The 18,099-nt window shown below is 68.2% G+C and carries 18 protein-coding genes; 9 read left to right on the forward strand and 9 right to left on the reverse strand.

Annotated elements, in window-relative coordinates:
• The first annotated feature begins 4 nt into the window (after window positions 1–4).
• A complete protein-coding gene (locus AB0H50_RS05995; protein ID WP_357447608.1) occupies window positions 5–550 on the forward strand; it encodes a hypothetical protein in 546 nt (181 codons plus the stop codon).
• Window positions 551–668: 118 nt separating this feature from the next.
• Complete coding sequence (locus AB0H50_RS06000) at window positions 669–2,738, forward strand: prolyl oligopeptidase family serine peptidase (RefSeq protein ID WP_357447610.1); 2,070 nt, start codon at window positions 669–671, stop codon at window positions 2,736–2,738.
• Between the two features lie 185 nt (window positions 2,739–2,923).
• Here the strand turns inward: AB0H50_RS06000 and AB0H50_RS06005 are convergent, their stop codons facing one another.
• The 4 genes from AB0H50_RS06005 to AB0H50_RS06020 all read right to left on the reverse strand — a co-directional run bounded on the left by AB0H50_RS06005 (window position 2,924) and on the right by AB0H50_RS06020 (window position 6,156).
• Complete coding sequence (locus AB0H50_RS06005) at window positions 2,924–3,784, reverse strand: alpha/beta fold hydrolase (RefSeq protein WP_357447613.1); 861 nt, start codon at window positions 3,782–3,784, stop codon at window positions 2,924–2,926.
• Between the two features lie 62 nt (window positions 3,785–3,846).
• On the reverse strand, window positions 3,847–4,479 hold the full coding sequence (locus AB0H50_RS06010) for a TetR/AcrR family transcriptional regulator (protein WP_357447616.1): 633 nt from the start codon (window positions 4,477–4,479) through the stop codon (window positions 3,847–3,849).
• Window positions 4,480–4,731: 252 nt separating this feature from the next.
• A complete protein-coding gene (locus tag AB0H50_RS06015; protein ID WP_357447618.1) occupies window positions 4,732–5,526 on the reverse strand; it encodes an HAD-IIA family hydrolase in 795 nt (264 codons plus the stop codon).
• A gap of 165 nt (window positions 5,527–5,691) precedes the next feature.
• Window positions 5,692–6,156 carry a MarR family transcriptional regulator gene (locus tag AB0H50_RS06020; protein WP_357447621.1) on the reverse strand — a complete coding sequence of 155 codons (465 nt, stop codon included), beginning with the start codon at window positions 6,154–6,156 and terminating at the stop codon, window positions 5,692–5,694.
• Window positions 6,157–6,259: 103 nt separating this feature from the next.
• Here AB0H50_RS06020 and AB0H50_RS06025 point away from each other — a divergent pair, with 103 nt between their 5' ends.
• The 5 genes from AB0H50_RS06025 to AB0H50_RS06045 all read left to right on the forward strand — a co-directional run bounded on the left by AB0H50_RS06025 (window position 6,260) and on the right by AB0H50_RS06045 (window position 9,822).
• Window positions 6,260–7,237: an SMP-30/gluconolactonase/LRE family protein gene (locus AB0H50_RS06025; protein WP_357447624.1), complete on the forward strand. Its 978-nt coding sequence runs from the start codon at window positions 6,260–6,262 to the stop codon at window positions 7,235–7,237.
• A 217-nt stretch (window positions 7,238–7,454) separates the two neighbouring features.
• Window positions 7,455–8,144, forward strand: coding sequence for a ZIP family metal transporter (locus AB0H50_RS06030; protein WP_357447627.1), 690 nt, complete (start codon window positions 7,455–7,457; stop codon window positions 8,142–8,144).
• A gap of 187 nt (window positions 8,145–8,331) precedes the next feature.
• Window positions 8,332–9,057: a DUF6585 family protein gene (locus AB0H50_RS06035; protein ID WP_357447629.1), complete on the forward strand. Its 726-nt coding sequence runs from the start codon at window positions 8,332–8,334 to the stop codon at window positions 9,055–9,057.
• A 91-nt stretch (window positions 9,058–9,148) separates the two neighbouring features.
• Window positions 9,149–9,415: a hypothetical protein gene (locus AB0H50_RS06040; RefSeq protein ID WP_357447632.1), complete on the forward strand. Its 267-nt coding sequence runs from the start codon at window positions 9,149–9,151 to the stop codon at window positions 9,413–9,415.
• Window positions 9,412–9,822: a PIN domain-containing protein gene (locus tag AB0H50_RS06045; protein WP_357447634.1), complete on the forward strand. Its 411-nt coding sequence runs from the start codon at window positions 9,412–9,414 to the stop codon at window positions 9,820–9,822. The genes AB0H50_RS06040 and AB0H50_RS06045 overlap by 4 nt, the downstream gene beginning before the upstream one ends.
• Window positions 9,823–9,909: 87 nt before the next feature.
• Here the strand turns inward: AB0H50_RS06045 and groL are convergent, their stop codons facing one another.
• The gene (gene groL, locus AB0H50_RS06050; protein WP_357449310.1) at window positions 9,910–11,535 is read right to left on the reverse strand and encodes a chaperonin GroEL; all 1,626 of its coding nucleotides are present in this window, start codon (window positions 11,533–11,535) and stop codon (window positions 9,910–9,912) included.
• Window positions 11,536–11,782: 247 nt separating this feature from the next.
• Window positions 11,783–12,085: a hypothetical protein gene (locus AB0H50_RS06055; protein WP_357447637.1), complete on the reverse strand. Its 303-nt coding sequence runs from the start codon at window positions 12,083–12,085 to the stop codon at window positions 11,783–11,785.
• A gap of 155 nt (window positions 12,086–12,240) precedes the next feature.
• Here AB0H50_RS06055 and AB0H50_RS06060 point away from each other — a divergent pair, with 155 nt between their 5' ends.
• Window positions 12,241–12,915, forward strand: coding sequence for a suppressor of fused domain protein (locus AB0H50_RS06060; protein WP_357447640.1), 675 nt, complete (start codon window positions 12,241–12,243; stop codon window positions 12,913–12,915).
• Between the two features lie 46 nt (window positions 12,916–12,961).
• Complete coding sequence (locus AB0H50_RS06065; RefSeq protein WP_357447643.1) at window positions 12,962–15,013, forward strand: NAD(+) synthase; 2,052 nt, start codon at window positions 12,962–12,964, stop codon at window positions 15,011–15,013.
• Window positions 15,014–15,200: 187 nt separating this feature from the next.
• On the opposite strand, the gene AB0H50_RS06070 is transcribed toward AB0H50_RS06065, so the two are convergent.
• The 3 genes from AB0H50_RS06070 to AB0H50_RS06080 form a co-directional block, all read right to left on the reverse strand.
• On the reverse strand, window positions 15,201–15,941 hold the full coding sequence (locus tag AB0H50_RS06070; protein ID WP_357447646.1) for a Clp protease N-terminal domain-containing protein: 741 nt from the start codon (window positions 15,939–15,941) through the stop codon (window positions 15,201–15,203).
• Between the two features lie 72 nt (window positions 15,942–16,013).
• Entirely contained in the window at window positions 16,014–17,102 is a 1,089-nt protein-coding gene (locus tag AB0H50_RS06075) for an FAD-dependent oxidoreductase (protein WP_357447649.1), read from the reverse strand.
• Between the two features lie 89 nt (window positions 17,103–17,191).
• On the reverse strand, window positions 17,192–18,085 hold the full coding sequence (locus AB0H50_RS06080; protein ID WP_357447652.1) for an RNA polymerase sigma-70 factor: 894 nt from the start codon (window positions 18,083–18,085) through the stop codon (window positions 17,192–17,194).
• Between the last annotated feature and the right edge of the window lie 14 nt (window positions 18,086–18,099).

Genomic DNA, 18,099 nt, shown 5'->3' on the forward strand with positions numbered 1-18,099 from the left:
CGACGTGCGTCGATTCCTCGTACTGATTTCCGCGCTGGTCGCCGGAATCGGACTCATGATCATTCCCGGCCCCGCTCTCGCGACTCCCTCCTACTGCGGTTTGGACTGGGGTTCGCTGGAGGAGGCGAACCCCAATCACTCGACCGCTCCGATCACGAATGTGCGCTCCGGTCGTCACCAGTGTTTCGACCGGCTCGTCATCGACGTCGCGGGCCCGGTCACCGGCTACCGGGCCGGTTACGTCGGCTCGGTGACGATGGACGCGTCGGGCGCGCCGGTGCCGCTGCGCGGCGACGCGTTCCTCAGCGTGACGGTGCACGCACCCGCCTACGACGACGCGGGCAACGGCACCTACCATCCGGACGATCGCGGCGAACTGGCCAGAGTCGGCGGCTATCAGACCTTCCGCCAGGTCGCCTGGGCAGGTTCGTTCGAAGGCCAGACCACCTTCGGCGTCGGCGTGCGCGCGCGGCTGCCGTTTCGGGTGTACACGCTGGACGGACCCGGCGCAGGATCGCGGGTAGTGCTCGACGTCGCACACTTCTGGTAACCGCGCACGCAGGGACGACGCCGCTCAGCAACAATATTGGTATGAGGGAACGCAGTAACCGAATCATGTGCCAGCGCGCTTCACGCATGCCGGAGCCGAGTGCCAGCGAGGTGGAGGCATGAGCGGCGTTGAGCAGAACGTGACGGATCGATACCTCTGGCTCGAGGAAGTGACGGGCGAGCGACCCCTGACCTGGGCGCGCGCGCACAACGAGGTGGTCGGTCAGCGCTTCGCCTCGACCGAGCGGTTCGCCGACCTCGAGCACCGCATCCTGGACATGCTCGACACCGACACCAAGATCGCCTACCCGGGCCGTCGCGGGCGCTGGCTGTACAACTTCTGGCGCGACGCCGAGCACCCGCGCGGCCTGTGGCGCCGCACCACGTTCGCCGAATACGCCAAGGAATCGCCCGACTGGGACGTCCTGATCGACCTGGACGCGCTGGCCGGCGCCGAGGACGAGAACTGGGTGTGGGGCGGCGCCGCGGTGCTGCGTCCCGAGCAGTCGCGCGCGCTCATCAGCCTGTCGCGGGGCGGCGCCGACGCCAAGGTCGTTCGCGAATTCGACATCGAGCGAAGGGAATTCATCGACGCGGCGGACGGCGGCTACTTCCTACCCGAGGCGAAATCGGAGATCAGGTGGATCGACGTCGACTCGGTGTACGTCGGCACCGATTTCGGCCCTGGTTCGCTGACCGAATCCGGGTACCCGCGCATCGCCAAGCGCTGGCGGCGCGGCACCGAACTCGCCGACGCCGAAGCGGTTTTCGAAGGCACCGTGGACGACGTCGCGGTGTCGGCGGGCTACGACCGCACCCCCGGCTACGAACGCCATTTCGTCGGCCGCGCCACCGACTTCTTCAACGAAGAGGTGCACCTCATCGAGCCGGACGGCACGCTGCGCCACATCGATGTGCCCAGCGACGCGAGCGAATCCTGGTACAAGGACTGGCTACTGGTCCGGCTGAAGTCGCCGTGGGAGGTGGGCGGCGTGACCTATCCGGCGGGCGCCCTGCTCGCCACTGACTTCGAGAGTTTCCTCTCCGGCGCAAGGGATTTCGAGGTGCTCTTCATGCCCGACGCGCACACCTCGCTGCACGGCTACGGCTGGACCGAGAACCACCTGCTGCTCATCACTCTGCAAGACGTGCAGACCAAGCTGCACGTGCTGACCCCGGGATCGGACGGATGGACCGTCGAGCCGCTGGCCGACACCCCGCCGATGGCGACGACCAGCGTCATGAACCTGGACCCGCTGGAGGGCGGCGACGAGTTCATGCTCACCACAAGCGGATTCACCACGCCCGCCACGTTGCTGGCCAGCGCGGTCGGCGGTAGCACCGAGCAGCTCAAGCAGGAGCCGGCCTTCTTCGACGCGGACGGTGTGGAGACCGAGCAGTTCTTCGCCCGCTCCGACGACGGAACGATGGTGCCGTACTTCGTGATTCGGCATCGCGACCGCAAGGACGTCCCCGGTCCAACGGTCATGTCCGGCTACGGCGGCTTCGAGGTCTCCCGCACGCCCGCCTACAGCGGCGCCTCCGGCATGGGCTGGCTGGAGCGCGGCGGCACCTGGGTGATGACCAACATCCGCGGCGGCGGCGAGTACGGCCCGGAATGGCACACCTCGGTGCAGAAGGCCAACCGCCACAAGGTGTACGAGGATTTCGCGGCCATCGCAAGAGATCTGGTCGACCGGGGCATCACCACGCCCGCACAGCTCGGCGCGGTGGGCGGCAGCAACGGCGGTCTGCTGATGGGCGTGATGCTGACCCGGTATCCGGAGCTGTTCGGCGCCATCGTCTGCCAGGTCCCGCTGCTCGACATGAAGCGCTACCACCTGCTGCTGGCGGGCGCCTCGTGGATGGCGGAGTACGGCGACCCGGACAAGCCGGAGGAATGGGAGTACATCGGCAAGTACTCGCCGTACCAGAACACCAGCGCCGACGCCGACTACCCGCCGATCCTGATCACCACCTCCACCCGCGACGACCGCGTGCATCCCGGCCACGCCCGCAAGATGGCGGCGCTGCTGGAGGAGCAGGGCCACACGTTCTGGTACCACGAGAACATCGAAGGCGGACACGGCGGCGCCGCGGACAACAAGCAGATGGCGTTCCAGGCCGCGCTCATCTACGAGTTCTTCACCCAGATGCTCATGGAGGGCGGCGGACAGCAGGCCGGCTGAACTACGCCGTGACGCGCTCGGCCAGCCCCTCCTCCAGGTGCCGGAGGAGGGGCACAGGGCGGCGGGTAGCCGACCACCTTCGGCAGCTGCGCGAACCACCCCGGAAAACCTGCCGTGGCAGGAGGATCGGCATGACTACGCGATCACGGGCCGGCTGGCGATCCGCCGCTGAGCCCGCCGCGCGATCACCGGTCGCGCAACCACTTCTCGATGCGGTCGACGGTGGAGTTCGGATCCGGGATCCAGCCGTTGTGTCCCAACGGTTCCGGCTGATACCAGGTGGTCAGCTCGGCATCGGGCATCTTGCCGACCAAGTGCTCGGCCGACCCGCGCGGGGTGAGTTCGTCACCCGCGATGGTGACCGACAGGACCGGCAGCTTCAGCCGGGCGATGCGTTCCTCGTAGTCGATATCGGCGCCGACCGGCACGAATCGGCCGGTGCGCGCCAGCCGCGCCCAGTCGGAGATGAGCACCTTCGACTGCGGACCGAAGCCGCCGACCGTGATCCGATCGCCCGGCCAGAAACCGGCGAGGCTGGCGGTCAGCGAGGCCGCCGCGGTGCCGAACAGCATGCCGGGACTGAACAATCCGCGATAGCCCCGGTAGTACGGCGTGCCCGAGGCGACGAGGATCAGCCCACCCAGCCTGCCGCGAATCCGCGCCGCGTACATCACGGCGAGCTGACCGCCCATGCTGTGCCCGAGCAGATACGGCGTGCTGGCCGGGAACCGGTCGCGCACCACCTGGAAGATCGCGGGGAAGTCCACCGACACCAGCTCGTGGTAGCCGTAGGTGCTGGTCGGACTCGGCCGGGGGCGGCTGTCGCCGTTGCCGCGCAGTTCACCGATAGCGGCGTCGAATCCGCGCGCGGCGAGCTGCTGGGCGACCAGTTCGTAGTAGGCGCCGGGCACGCCGAGCCCCGGCACGATCACCACGACCGGGCGCGGCGCGTCGGGCGTGACCGCATGCCGGTGCTGACCCCCGGCCGGTATCAACCGCACCGGAATGGTGCTGCCGTCCGGCACCTGGATCGGAACTGTCTCCATGCAGCGCACGCTACCGCGCGGCATCGCACATCGCCGCGCGGGCAGCCCGACCACCCGGTCCGCTACGCGCCGACCGCGCCCATGATCACTCGGCTGAGCACGTGGATCACGTCGTCCAGCGGCGGGCGGGGATCCGAACCGCTCCACGAATCCACCACGTAGTTGACCGCGCCGATGATCGCCAGCACCCGCATTTCGTAGTCGCCGGGCGGGATTTCGCCTTGCATGGCCGCGTCCTCGGCCGCGCTGGCCAGCAGCGAACCCCACACGCGACGTAGCTCGAGGCGGAACTTCTCCACCTTGGGTCCGGCGCCGACCACCTCGACGAGCGCCACTCGCGCCTTGCGCGGATCCGACCCGATGGACTGGACGTAGGCGCGCACCGCGGCGTCGATGAGGTCGAGCGCTGAAGCGTCGGTCTTCTTCTCCAGCGCGGCCGTCACCGCTTCGCGCGACTCCTTGTCGATTTGCTCGTAGAGCTCGAGTAGGAGCGACTCGCGTCCGGTGAACTCCTCGTAGAACTGTCGTGAGGAGAGTCCGGCGTCTTTACAGATGGCGCCCACCGAACTATTGGCGTATCCGTCGCGCGCAAAGACCGTCAGGCCTGATTCCAGAAAACGCGCACGCCGCTGGCGTTGCCGGTCCTCTACGGGTTGCCCGGCATACATTCGTCCCGTATTCGCATCCTGTGACATTGCGCCAGACAATACCGAAGGGCCCGATCCCCTCGTCATGGATCGGGCCCTTCGTCTCAACCTTCGACCGACCGCGCGTTAGCCGAAAGTTGGCAGCCTGGTAGCTAGATCAACCATTCCTCCGATCCGACCATCGCGACTCCGTCGTCACTGGCTGTTTGCCGAAACGGACGATACCCAGTGATGCGCCGCGCGGGAAGGCTTTTGGAGGAATTTAGTAGAACTTTTTTCGAACGAACCGGTCCCTCTCGTTCACCCGGCGTCGCCGCTGGTCGGCAGCAGTTCCGGCAGGACGGCGACGGAGTCGATCACGTGGTCCGGCGCCGTGGTGGCCGCCGCGAGCACGCCGGGCCGGAATTTGCCGGTACGGACCAGCACCCCGGACATGCCGACGGCCTGTCCGGCCAGCACATCGGAATGCAGGTCGTCGCCGACCATCACGACCTCGCAGGGCTCCAGACCCATGAGTTGCGCGCAGGTGCGAAACCCCGTCGGAGCCGGCTTGCCGATCACCTCGATCTCCGCGTTGCCCGCCGCCGAAAGTCCCGGTAGATACGCGCCCGCGTCGATGCGCAGTCCGTCGTCGGTGGCCCAGGTGAGGCCGCCCTGCATCGCCACCGCGGGCACCCCGTCCAGCATGAGCTCGGCGACCCGGCTGAGCGCGCGATGCGTGAATTCCGTTCCGGCGCCGCCGATCACGACCACGTCGGGACGGTCCTCGACAAGCTCCAGCCCGGCGAGATCGTCGGCGATGTCGCCGTGATTCAACACCCAGACCCGCGCACCCGGATAGCGGCGCCGCAAAAATTCGGCCGTCAACCGGCCCGCCGTGACGATTTCCCCGGAATCGATCTCGAATCCAGCCGTCTGTAAACGCTCGCCGATCTCGGCGCAGGTGCGTGATGTGGTATTGGTGAGAAATGCTCGGCGCAAACCTCTTTCGCGCAATTCACGCACGGCGTCGCGCGCTCCGTCGATCGGCCGCCAGGAAGTAACCAGCACGCCGTCGATGTCGTAGAGCACGCCTCTGATCTCGCCGCTCGACATGAATTCAGCCTACGACCGCATGGGGTATCCCGCGCCAGGAACGCCCGGACCGGGCGCACGCCACAGACGAAGAACGCCGCACTCGCCACCAACTGCGCCAGCGCGCGAGTCGATGCCGCCTTGCGGCCGACAACGTTGCGCGCCAGCGGTTCTCGCGTAACAGGACTATTCCGTCGGCGTCGGCGCTTCGTTCGTGCGGGTCGCGTCGTAGGCGTCGGCGCAGCGGGTGAGCAGGTCGCGGAGGGTCTCGCGTTCGGCGGCGGTGAACGCGGCGTCCACCGCCCGCTCCACCCGGATCGCGCGCGCGTCGGCGTCTTCCATGACCGCTTCGCCGCGTTCGGTCAGGCGGGTCTCCAGCACGTTCTTGTGCCAGGCGTGCGGGGTCCGTTCGATGAACCCCCGCTCCTGCAAGTTGCCGAGCACGGTGTTCATGGTCGGCGGCGTGACGCCGCAGAGCCGGGCGAGGGCGGCGGCGGAGATCCCCGGGTTCTCGGCGAGGTGCAGCAGCGCGGCGTACTGGGCCACCGTGACGCCAGCGGGCTTGAGCGCGGCGTTCTTCGCTGTGTTCAGCGCCTGCTCCGCGCGCTTGACATAGGAGCCGATGCGTTCGGAGGCGGGCATGGACGTCATGCCTGGCATCGTATCCGTCCGCCACTTCATTAGAATCTTGACGGATATTAGAACCCTAATCTATGTTCGTGCTCGATCTACAACGGATACGAAAGGCTCGAGCATGCCAACCACACGCCCCCTGGCGATCGCAGCCCTCGCGCTGGCCGCCGCGATCTCCGCGTGCGACTCCCCCGACGACGGCCCCCGCGTCACCACCGCGTACGAACTCCCTGGCGATCGCGTCTATCCCGAGGGAATCGCGCGCGATGCCCGCACCGGAGACACCTACGTCGGCTCGTACACCACCGGCGCCGTCTACCGCGCCACCCCGGGCGCGCAGAAGGCGGAGGTCTTCCTGCCCGAGGGTGCCGACGGACGAAAGACCGCGAACGGAATGAAAGTCGACGGCGCAGGCCGACTCTGGGTGACCGACTCGACCGCCGGTGTCGCGGTGTACGACACCGCGACCCGCGCGCTGATCGCGCGCTTCGATGTCCCCGGCGCCGACCCGCGCTTCGTCAACGACGTCGTCATTACCCCGGACGGCGCCGCCTACCTCACCGACAGCCTCCGCGCCGTGGTCTACCGGGTCACGCCCGATCAGGTGAGCGCGGCCGTCGCTCAGGGCGGGCGCGGGGAACTGACACCGCGATTCGAGCTGGTGAGTGTCATCGAGCCGCGCGAGCAAGGGGGATTCAACCTCAACGGCTTGGTCGCGGACTCCTCCGGCCGGTACCTGCTGGTCGTCGACATGGTCGGCGGCGACCTCTACCGCGTCGACCTCACCGCCGACGCACCGATCCGCAAGGTCGACCTGCGCGGCGGCGACCTGACCCATGCCGACGGCCTCGACCTGCACGGCGACACACTGTGGGTGGCGCACAACAGGACCAACACGATCTCGCGCTGGACACTGACCGATGAGGGCGCGTCCGCTCGGCTGGACGAAACCCTCACCGACGAGACACTGAGCATTCCAACCACTTTGGTGCGCGACGGCGAGCGCACGCTGGTGGTCGCCTCGCAGTTCGACAAAGGCGGGCCGATGAGTCCCGGCACGCCGAGCGCCTTCCGCGTCGTCTCGGTCAGCGGCATCTGAGCGAGTTGTCTTGTCCGGGCGCTCAACTGGCAGTCGCACGTCCCCTCCGGCCGTGGACCGACGACGGACCTCGTCCCGCTGCGGCCGAGTTGCCGCAGCCCCGCGCGGGGCCTGAGCCTGAACCGCGGTTTCGCCTCGGCGTACCTCCGCCTTCGCTTCGGCCATGCGCAGGCTGACGACGGGACTTCGCCCGGCAGCGCCCATTAGGGTGAGCCGCATGCTGAAGGCACTGCTCTACGGTCTCGGCACCGCGGTGCCGCTGCTGGTCGGCGCGGCCATCGGCCTGCGCTGGTCGCTGCCGCGGCCGCTGCTCGCCTCGCTGATGGCGTTCGGCGCGGGCACCATGATCGCGGCGGTGTCCTCGGAACTGTTCGAACCGGCCTTTCATCAGGCGGGCGCGCTGATCGCCGGGGCGGCGCTGTTCGCGGGCGCTGGGGTCTACGTGGTCGCCAACCATCTGATCGAGACCAAGCTGGGCCCCGCCGCCATCGGCTGGGCTCTGATGCTCGGCACCATCCTGGACGGCGTGCCGGAGAACACCGCGCTCGGCGTCTCGCTGACTTCGGGCGGCGGGCTGGTGCTGCTGGTGGCGGTGGCCGTCGGCAACGTGCCCGAGGCCATCGGCGGCGCGGCGCTGATGCGCAGCCAGCACGGATTCGAGCGGGCTCGCGCCTTCGGGCTGTGGGCGGCGACCGGCGCGGTTCTCGTGCTTGTCACGGTGCTGGGAAACAATCTCTCGGACAATCTCTCCGACACCCATATCAGCACCGTGCAGGCTTTCGCGGGCGGCGCGACCATCGCGGTATTGGCCGATTCGCTCATGCCGGAGGCCTATCGCGAGGGCGGCTGGTGGGTCGGAATGGCCACGGCGGCAGGTTTTCTGGTCGCCTTCGTCCTACAGGGCTGAAAACCCGCGATGGCACCGGCACTACTTCCGGGGGTTGCGGTAGCGATATTCGGTCCGGTGGAATACGCTTCGCGCGGATGAAAACCGCCTCATGGAGGGACTATTGACCACTCCGAGCATGCCGGAGGACGGTGAAGGCGGAACCCGCGTCCGGCGAACCATACCGTTATCGCAGCTGATACACCTGATGGCCGAGTACGAAAAGCTCGGCACACACCGCCAAACATTTCTCCCCGCACCGGTGAGCGACGCCTTCGTGCGCGGATGCGGGATCGTCGCGGGCGGACTCGCGGCCGTCGGTGTGATCTGCGCCGCGGTGGGCTCGATCGCAGGCGGTATCGCGGTGGGCGTCGTCGCGCTGCTGCCCGCCACGCTGGCCTCGGTGCGCGGCCGACAGAACCGCCAGAACCGTTCGGCCCGACTGGATCTGTTCGACCACGGCATGACCGTGTATCGGACCGGCGAGCAGATCGCCGGGTTCCGCTGGGACACGGCCGAAGTCAGGCAGCAGGTCATTCCGTTCCAGAACACCGCGCACGCCGAATACTCGCTGGAGATGAGCGGTCCGGACGGGGCGCAGGCATCTTTCGACGACACCGAGTTCGCCGACGCACGCGAATGGGGTAGGGCGATCCAGTCGGCCATCACCGGAACCCAGCTGCCGCGCGCGGTCCTGAAAATCGACACCGGCGAAATCGTCCACTTCGGCGATATCGGCCTGGACCTGATCGCCCTCAGCTTCCGCAATCAGGTCTATCCCTGGGACCGTATCCAGCTCATCGACGCCCGCAGCGGCCTGGTCCGCATCAAGGTCGACGGCAACTGGATCTCCCTCGCCCCCGTCGCCGCCATCCCCAACTTCTACATCTTCAACGAACTCGCCGAACGCCTCCGCCTCCCGGCCACTGCCTGAAAGGTGCTGTCGGGGGCGTTCGTCCTCGCGCGTTCTGTTGGTCTTCTTCCGGCAGTGCCTCGCAGGTGGTCAGCGCTCTAAACTTGCGACCATGACATCCGCACACGACTACGACGAACTCCATCACCTCGTCGACCGACTGACGCCCGCCCAAGCACGTCATCTACGGTTGCTCGTGTCGGAAGACCCCGACCTACCCCAGGTTTCCGCCCCGGACGATGAAACCGATGCCGCAAAGACGTCCGAAGTACTGACGTCGCTGACCGGCATCTGGGCGTCCGGACGAACGGATAGCGCCGAATCCCACGACGATTACATCCGTGAGCGCCTGCGGCGGCGACGGTCCGAATGGCAATGACGACAACGGTGCTGGACACCGGCCCCCTCGTCGCGATGATGGATCGCAGCGACAATCGACATACAGAGTGCGCAGCGTTCTTCGCCGGTCTCAGGGGAAGACTCTTGCTCCCGGTCCCCGTCATGGTCGAAGTCTGCTGGTTGCTGGAGGAGCGACCCGATATCGAAGCGGCATTTCTCGACAGTGTCGAGCAGGATGTTTTCGAGTTGGTGTCTATCACCAAACCTGATGTCGGCCGAATTGCCGACTTGGTACGGCAGTACGCCGACTTCCCACTCGGAGCAGTCGACGCGTCCGTCCTCACGATAGCCGAGCGATTCGGCACCGATCGAGTTGCCACACTCGACCGCAAACACTTCGGCGTGGTCCGCCCTCGACACGTGCAGTCGCTGACTCTGCTGCCGTAGCACGGCACCAGCGCACCGAACGCAAAGGCCGGTCCACTCGATGGTGGACCGGCCTTCGTGACTAGCGAGAACTCGCTGATCCGGGGATCAGAAGTCCATGCCGCCCATGCCACCGGTCGGGTCGCCGGCGGGAGCGGCGGCCTTCTCCGGCTTGTCGGCGACGACGGCCTCGGTGGTGAGGAACAGGGCCGCGATGGAGGCCGCGTTCTGCAGCGCCGAGCGGGTGACCTTGACCGGGTCGGCAACGCCGGCGGCCAGCAGGTCCTCGTACTCGCCGGAGTCGGCGTTCAGGCCGCTGCCCGCGGGCAGGTTGGCGACCTTCTCGGCGACCACGCCGGGCTCGAGGCCGGCGTTGAAGGCGATCTGCTTCAGCGGAGCCGACAGCGCGACCTTCACGATGTTCGCGCCGGTGGCCTCGTCACCGGTCAGGTTCAGCGCGTCCAGCGCGGGAGCCGACTGCAGCAGGGCCACGCCACCACCGGCGACGATGCCCTCTTCGACGGCAGCCTTCGCGTTGCGGACGGCGTCCTCGATGCGGTGCTTGCGCTCCTTGAGCTCGACCTCGGTGGCCGCGCCCGCCTTGATCACCGCGACACCGCCGGCCAGCTTGGCCAGACGCTCCTGCAGCTTCTCACGGTCGTAGTCCGAGTCGGAGTTCTCGATCTCGGCGCGGATCTGCGCAACGCGGCCCTTGATGGCCTCCGCGTCGCCCGCACCCTCGACGATGGTGGTCTCGTCCTTGGTGACGACGACCTTGCGGGCGGTACCGAGCAGCTCGACACCCGCGGTCTCCAGGTTCAGACCGACCTCTTCGCTGATGACCTCGCCACCGGTCAGGATGGCGATGTCGGCGAGCTGAGCCTTGCGGCGGTCACCGAAGCCGGGAGCCTTGACGGCGACGGACTTGAAGGTGCCGCGGATCTTGTTGACCACCAGGGTCGACAGGGCCTCGCCCTCGACGTCCTCGGCGATGATCAGCAGCGGCTTGCCGGCCTGGATGACCTTCTCCAGCAGCGGCAGCAGGTCCTTGACGGTCGAGACCTTCGAGCCGACCAGCAGGATGTACGGGTCCTCGAGGACCGCTTCCTGACGCTCAGGGTCGGTCACGAAGTAACCGGAGATGTAGCCCTTGTCGAAGCGCATGCCCTCGGTCAGCTCCAGCTGGAGGCCGAAGGTGTTGCTCTCCTCGACGGTGATGACGCCTTCCTTGCCGACCTTGTCCATGGCCTCGGCGATCAGCTCACCGATGGACGCGTCGCCGGCCGAGATACCGGCGGTGGCGGCGATCTGCTCCTTGGTCTCGACCTCCTTGGCGGTGTCGAGCAGCTTGGCGGTGACGGCCTCGACGGCCTTCTCGATGCCGCGCTTCAGACCCAGCGGGTTCGCGCCGGCCGCGACGTTGCGCAGGCCCTCGCGCACCAGCGCCTGAGCCAGGACGGTGGCGGTGGTGGTGCCGTCGCCCGCGACGTCGTCGGTCTTCTTGGCGACTTCCTTGACCAGCTCGGCGCCGATCTTCTCGTACGGGTCCTCCAGCTCGATCTCCTTGGCGATGGACACACCATCGTTGGTGATCGTGGGGGCGCCCCACTTCTTCTCCAGGACAACGTTGCGACCCTTGGGGCCCAGCGTCACCTTGACCGCGTCGGCGAGGCTGTTCAGACCCCGCTCGAGGCCGCGACGGGCCTCTTCGTCGTACGCAATTGTCTTGGCCATTGCGTTGAGATCCTCCATTAGTAATGGGGCTGACACACAGGACGACCCCTTTCGGATCGCCCCATTTACGCTGGCCAGGTTCGGTGCCCGCGACGGACGACCGAGGGTGTCGATGAAACCCGGTCTCACCGTCCCGACCCTGGCACTCACAGGTCGAGAGTGCCAAAGCCATTTCTAGCACTCGGGGGTGGCGAGTGCAAGGTCCGGGGCGGACCGGGCGTTGCCGGTCCGCGAGGAGACTCGGGTCTCAGCGCCGGTCGTCGATGCGCAGAACCAGCGCGACGAACGCGTCGGTGCGGCGCTCTTCCGGGGTCCTCGGTTCCTCGTTGTCCACGGTGACGAGCTCGGCGTCGTGCAGCAGGAGTTCGGCCTCGACGCGCATGATGGCACGGATGAAGGGCGGCGCCACCTCGGGCGGCAGATCGCCGTTCACAATGTATTCGCCGTCCGGCCCGGCTTCGGTGTGCACATACGACAGGGCGTGCAACAGATCGGTGCGACGTTCACCCGCAACTAGGTCGGAATCCGTTTCTGCCGATTCATCCGCCATCGCTATAGCTTAGCGGTCGGCGGTGACGACACCCTGCCGAGCAACCCACAGGCACGCTCCGTGACCTCCCGCATGCCGCGACCCGGACCCGAATCAGCGGCTGACGGCGGAGTCTGCGGAAATTCGCGCCCGCGCCGACCCCCTACAGTGACCGGGTGAGTGTTGGACCCGGCCGGGATGCGATCGATGACGTCCTGGCACAGCTGTACGGCGAGCTACAACCGGTGCACTGGACGGTTGGGCACCCCTGGTCGCTGGGCGGACCCGACCCGCTGGAGGGCGTCAGCGCGTACCCGAGGACCGACCCGGTGCCGCACTGGCACTACATCGGGTACGGCATGAGCGAGCTCGGCGAGAAGGAATGGGACGACCCGGCGGTCTCCGGGTGGGGGTTCGAGTTCACGTTCCGGCTCGCGGGCGACCCGGAGGCAGCGCAGGCGCCGATCTGGCCCGCGCATTTCCTGCAGAACCTCGCCAGGTACGTCTTCCAATCGGGCAAGTGGTTCGAACCAGGCCACACCATCAAGGCGAACGGCCCGCTCGCCGCCGACCGGCCCGATTCGGCGATCCAGGCCGTCGGCTTCGTCACCGACCCCGAGTTGGGCGCCATCCCGACCCCCAACGGCCGGGTCGCGTTCCTCCAGATCGTCGGCCTGACGATGACCGAGTACCAGGCGTCGCTCGGCGGAAAACTGCTCGCCCTGTTGGACGGCCTCGCGCCGCGACTGCCGCTTTTCGTCACCGATATCGACCGGGAATCGCTGGTCGCCGCACCCAAGCCGCAGGCGCAGTGGCCGCGCTGGGGCGGCGGATTGCGCGGGCGCGCGTAGATTTCGCGGTGGAACACGATCGCGTTCGATCCCGAAAGGGGACGAGATGGGCGGACTTCCGTTCGATTCGCTGTACCGGCACGGATTCGCCCGGGTCGCGGTCGCGGTGCCGCGTGTACGAGTCGCCGATCCGGCCTACAACGTCGAGGAGACGCTGAGTCTGGCACGGGAAGCAGCCGCCGACGGCGCGGTGCTGACCGTGTTTCCCGAGCTCGGCCTCTCCGCCTACACCTCCGACGACCTGTTCCATCAGGACGCGCTGGACGACGCGGTGGACGCGGCGCTGACCAGGGTGGTCGCCGAGAGCGCCGACATCGACACGGTGCTCCTCGTCGGCGCGCCGGTGCGCTCCCAGGGGCGGCTGTTCAACTGCGGCATCGCCGTCTGCCGCGGACGGGTGCTCGGCGCCGTGCCCAAGAGCTATCTGCCGAACTATCGCGAGTTCTACGAGAAGCGTCAATTCGCCGCCGCCAGAGAGAATCTCGCGGGCCACATCACGATCGCCGGGCAGCGCGCGCCGTTCGGCGCGGATCTGCTGTTCACCGCCACCAACCTGGCGGCCTTCACTTTTCACCTCGAGATCTGCGAGGACGGCTGGGTGCCGCTGCCGCCGAGCGGCTACGCCGCGCTGGCCGGTGCGACCGTGCTGGTGAATCTCTCGGCCAGCAATATCGTGATAGGCAAGGCCGACTACCGCAGGGCGCTGTGCACGTCGCATTCGGCGCGATTCCTCGCCGCCTATCTGTATTCGGCTGCGGGAAACGGGGAATCGACCACCGACATGGCCTGGGACGGGCAGGCGCTGGTCTGCGAGAACGGCGATCTGCTCGCCGAAGGCGAACGCTTCGCCGACCACCCGCAGCTGGTGACAGCCGATCTCGATCTGCAACGACTGGCCGCCGACCGGCTCCGCACCACCAGCTTCGCCGACAACGTGCACGACCACCGCGAGCGATTGAGCGCCATGCGCCGCGTCGAATTCGACCTGCCCGTGCCGCAGGCGGCGGTGCGGCTACGCCGCGAGATCCAGCGCTTCCCTTACGTTCCCGCCGACCCGGCCGCGCGCAACGAACGCTGCGCCGAGGTGCACCACATCCAGGTGGAGGGTCTGAGCACCCGGCTGCGCGCGACCGGCTCTGGGCGACTGGTGATCGGCGTCTCCGGCGGATTGGACTCGACCCAGGCACTGATCGTGGCGGCCAAGACCATGGACCGGCTCGGACTGCCTCGCGCGAACGTGCTGGCCTACACCATGCCCGGATTCGCCACGAGCGCACGGACCCGCACCGACGCGCACCGGCTGATGGCGGCGCTCGGGGTGACCGCGGCGGAGATCGACATCCGCCCCTCGGCGACGCAGATGTTGCGCGATCTGAATCATCCTGCCGCCGAGGGTGTTCCGCAGTACGACGTCACCTACGAGAATGTGCAGGCGGGCGAGCGCACCTCGCATCTGTTCCGGCTGGCCAACCAGCACGGGGCGCTGGTGGTCGGCACCGGCGACCTCAGCGAACTCGCCCTCGGCTGGTGCACCTTCGGCGTCGGCGACCACATGGCCCACTACAGCGTGAACGCCTCGGTGCCCAAGACCTTGATCAAATACCTGATCGCGTGGTCCGCCGACACAGGGCAGTTCGGCCCCGAGGCGTCGGAGGTCTTGAAATCCATTCTGCGGACCGAGATCTCACCCGAACTCGTGCCTGGCGCCGATGCCGACGGGCCGAGTCAGAGTTCCGAGGCCACGGTCGGCCCGTACGAACTCCAGGACTTCCACCTGTACTACCTGCTGCGCTTCGGTTATCGGCCGAGCCGGGTGGCGTACCTGGCCAGGCACGCCTGGTCGGACCCGGAGCGCGGGCCGTGGCCCGACCTGATCCCGGCGGATCAGCGCAACGCCTACGATCTGCCGACCATCAAGCGCTGGCTCGCCGAATTCCTGCGGCGGTTCGTCCAGACCAGCCAGTTCAAGCGGTCGACCCTGCCCAACGCGCCGAAAGTCGGCTCCGGCGGCTCGCTCTCGCCGCGCGGGGACTGGCGCGCACCGAGCGACGCCTCGGCCGCCGCATGGCTGGACGAGCTCGAGCGCAACGTGCCCTGATCACCGCGACGCGCGGCCCGCACGATTCGGCGACGCCGCGCGCATTCGGCATACGCGTAACGAACACCGGTAAGCGGCAACACTATCCGTCCATCGCTGAGGCGCCGACGCGTTCTGGCGGCCGACCGGAGTGCCACGGCGACGAGGGCGGCGGCGAACGCCACCCGAACGCCGCGACGCCCCTTCTTCATGGCTTCTGAGCGGCGATCACCGAAAGCAGTTCCACCAAGTGCGCTTCGGTTTTCGCCTTGTCCATGCCGAGGCCGGTCAGCAGGCCCGCACCGTTCTCCTGTTCGAGCAGGGCGAGCAGGATGTGCTCGGTGCCGATGTAGTTGTGGCCCAGGCGAAGCGCCTCGCGGAAGGTCAGCTCGAGCGCCTTCTTGGCCTCGGCATCGAAGGGCACCAGAGCGGCGGGGCCGCCCTCTCCGTCGGACTCGGTGGGCGGAAGCGCGGCGGTCGCGGCGGCGCGCACCTCCTCCAGGTCGAGGCCCGCGGTGAGAATCTCCTTGGCGGCGAGGCCTGCGGGCTCGGTCAGCAGTCCGAGCACCAGGTGGACGGGCCCGATGAGCTTGTTGCCCGCGGCCTGCGCGGCTTGCTGGGAGGCCATCACCACCGCGCGGGCGCGCGGGGTGAACTTGGCGAATCCGGCGTTCGGATCCATCGCCGCGGCCTCGGCCGGGTCGCCGGGCCCCTTGGCCACGAACCGCTTCTGGGCGGCCTGCTTGGTGACGCCCATGCTGGCGCCGATGTCGGTCCAGGACGCGCCGGAGCGGCGGGCTTGGTCCACGAAGTGGCCGATCAGGTGATCGGCCACTTCGTCGAGGTGACCCGCGGCGATGACCGCGTCGGAGAGCTGCTCGAGCACGCTGTCCGGCCGAGCCTTCTTGATGGCGGAGATGAGGTCGTCGAGACGAACGGAAGAAGTCATGCGTCAACCATAAGTTGACGCATGAGCGTCGTCAACCATTAGTTGACGATCTTGATCGACGCCCGATCGCTACTATCGCAATCCCGCTGCGGCCGCCGCGCCACGCACGATGAGTTCCTTGACGCGGGCACCGAGACGCCCGCGCAGCACAGTCCGGGCCGGGGTGTCGTCGGCGTGCAGCAGCTGGACGACGGCGTCGCGGCGGCCGAGGCTGATGCACTGCAGGACGTACCGGAACCGCAGGTCACGCGGCTCCTGCCCGCGCAGCCGCGCCACGACCACATCGGCCGCGTACTTGCCGGTGGGCAGCGCCGTCGCGCACGCCATCCGCAGCGACCGCTCGCCGGGACCGGCGACCACCGCGCTGTCGCCCGCGGCGTAGATCTCCGGGTGCGAGATCGAGCGCAGGGATTCGTCGGTCAGCACCCGGCCAGCGCCGTCCACCGCAAGACCGGCGCGGGCCGCGAGATCGGGGACGGCGAACCCGGTTGTCCAGACCGTGGTCTCGGCCGCGACGAACTCACCGCCCGCGAGCCGGACACCGTCCGCGGTCACCTCGACCACCTTCACGTCCGCGCGGATCTCGACGCCGAGCTTCTCCAGCACCGCCCGGATGTGCGCGACGGCCTTCGCCGAGAGCCAAGCACCGGGTTCGTCGGCGCTGAGCAGGATGACGCGCGAATCCTGCTCGGCCTCGGCGATTTCTGCGGCCAGCTCGATGCCGGTGGCGCCTGCGCCGACGACGGCGACGGTTCCGCCGGTCGCCGTCCAAGACGAATATTCCGGCGTGGCAACGGATCTGGCGAATTCGGCGGCGCCGGGCACGCCACCGGGATCGGCGAGGCTGCCCAGCGCGTAGATCAGCACGTCGTAGCCGACGGAATCGCCGCCGTCCAGCTCGATCCGCTTACCCGCGGCATCGATGCGCGTCACCCGCGCTTGGACGAATCGAACACCCTTGCGCTCCAGCACCTCCGCCAAGTTCCACCGGCGCAGCCGTTGCCCGGCGACCTGCTGGTGCAACCGCACCCGCTCCACGAATTCGGCGCGGGCGTCGACAACGGTGATCCGCGCGGTCCCCGCCCGCCCGGCCAGTCGCCGCGCCGCGGCCAGACCCGCGTATCCGGCGCCAAGAACGACGATGTGCTGCTTCCCGGTCATGATGGTGGCTCCTCTCGTTGGCCGATATCCCTCAGACTGGATCGGCCCACGATCCCTGACAGCCCGCGGCATGAGCCGCGTCACACCGGCTACGACGCCCGGTCGGCGGCAGCGAAATAGGCCAGCTTGTCGGGATTGACGATGAGGTGCAGTGCGCGCGCCCGATCGCCGTCGAGCTCGACGCCGACTATCAGCATGGGTGTTTCGGTGACCCGCACGACCACAGCGAGAGCGCCGTTGACCTCCTCGACGGCGATCGCCATGCCGGGGACCTCCCAGCGGAACAGGCCGACGAGGTAGCGGGCCACCCGGTCGGCGCCGTGCACCGGCCGCCGCGCGGCGTTGATCCGGCCGCCGCCGTCCGCGGTGGCGGTGACGTCGGCCGCGAGCATCCGGCCGAGCGTGTCCACATCGCCGGAGCGCGCGGCCGCGAGGAAACGCTCGATCAGCGCCCTGGCATGTCCGGGTTCGACGTCGAAGCGCGGCCTGCCCTCGCGCACGCGCTGACCGGCCCTCCGGTAGGTCTGCTGCGAGCTCGCCTCGGTGAGGTCGAGCATGTCGGCGATCTCACGGTGGGCGTAACCGAACGCCTCGCGCAGCACGAAGACGGCGCGTTCCACCGGGCTCAGCCGCTCCAGCGCGGTGAGCAGCGCCAGCGAGACCAGCTCGCGTTCCTCGACGGTCTCCAGCGGCCCGAGTTCGCCGTTCGCGGTGGCGACCGGCTCCGGCAGCCACGGACCGACGTAGGTCTCGCGCCGCGCCCGCGCCGAAACGAGCCAGGTGCGGCAGAGGTTCACCACGGCGGTGGTGAGCCAAGCTTCCGCGGACCGGATGGTGGCCCGGTCGGTGCCGTCCCAGCGCAGGTAGGCCTCCTGCACCGCGTCCTCGGCCTCGGCCGCCGAGCCGAGCATGCGGTAGGCGAGCGCGAACAACCGCGGCCGATGCGCCTGGAATTCGCGCAGTCCGTCGGGTTCCACCGTCATCTTTCTCCGCGCTC

It is taken from the genome of Nocardia sp. NPDC050793 (assembly GCF_040654065.1).
Taxonomy (GTDB): Bacteria; Actinomycetota; Actinomycetes; order Mycobacteriales; family Mycobacteriaceae; genus Nocardia.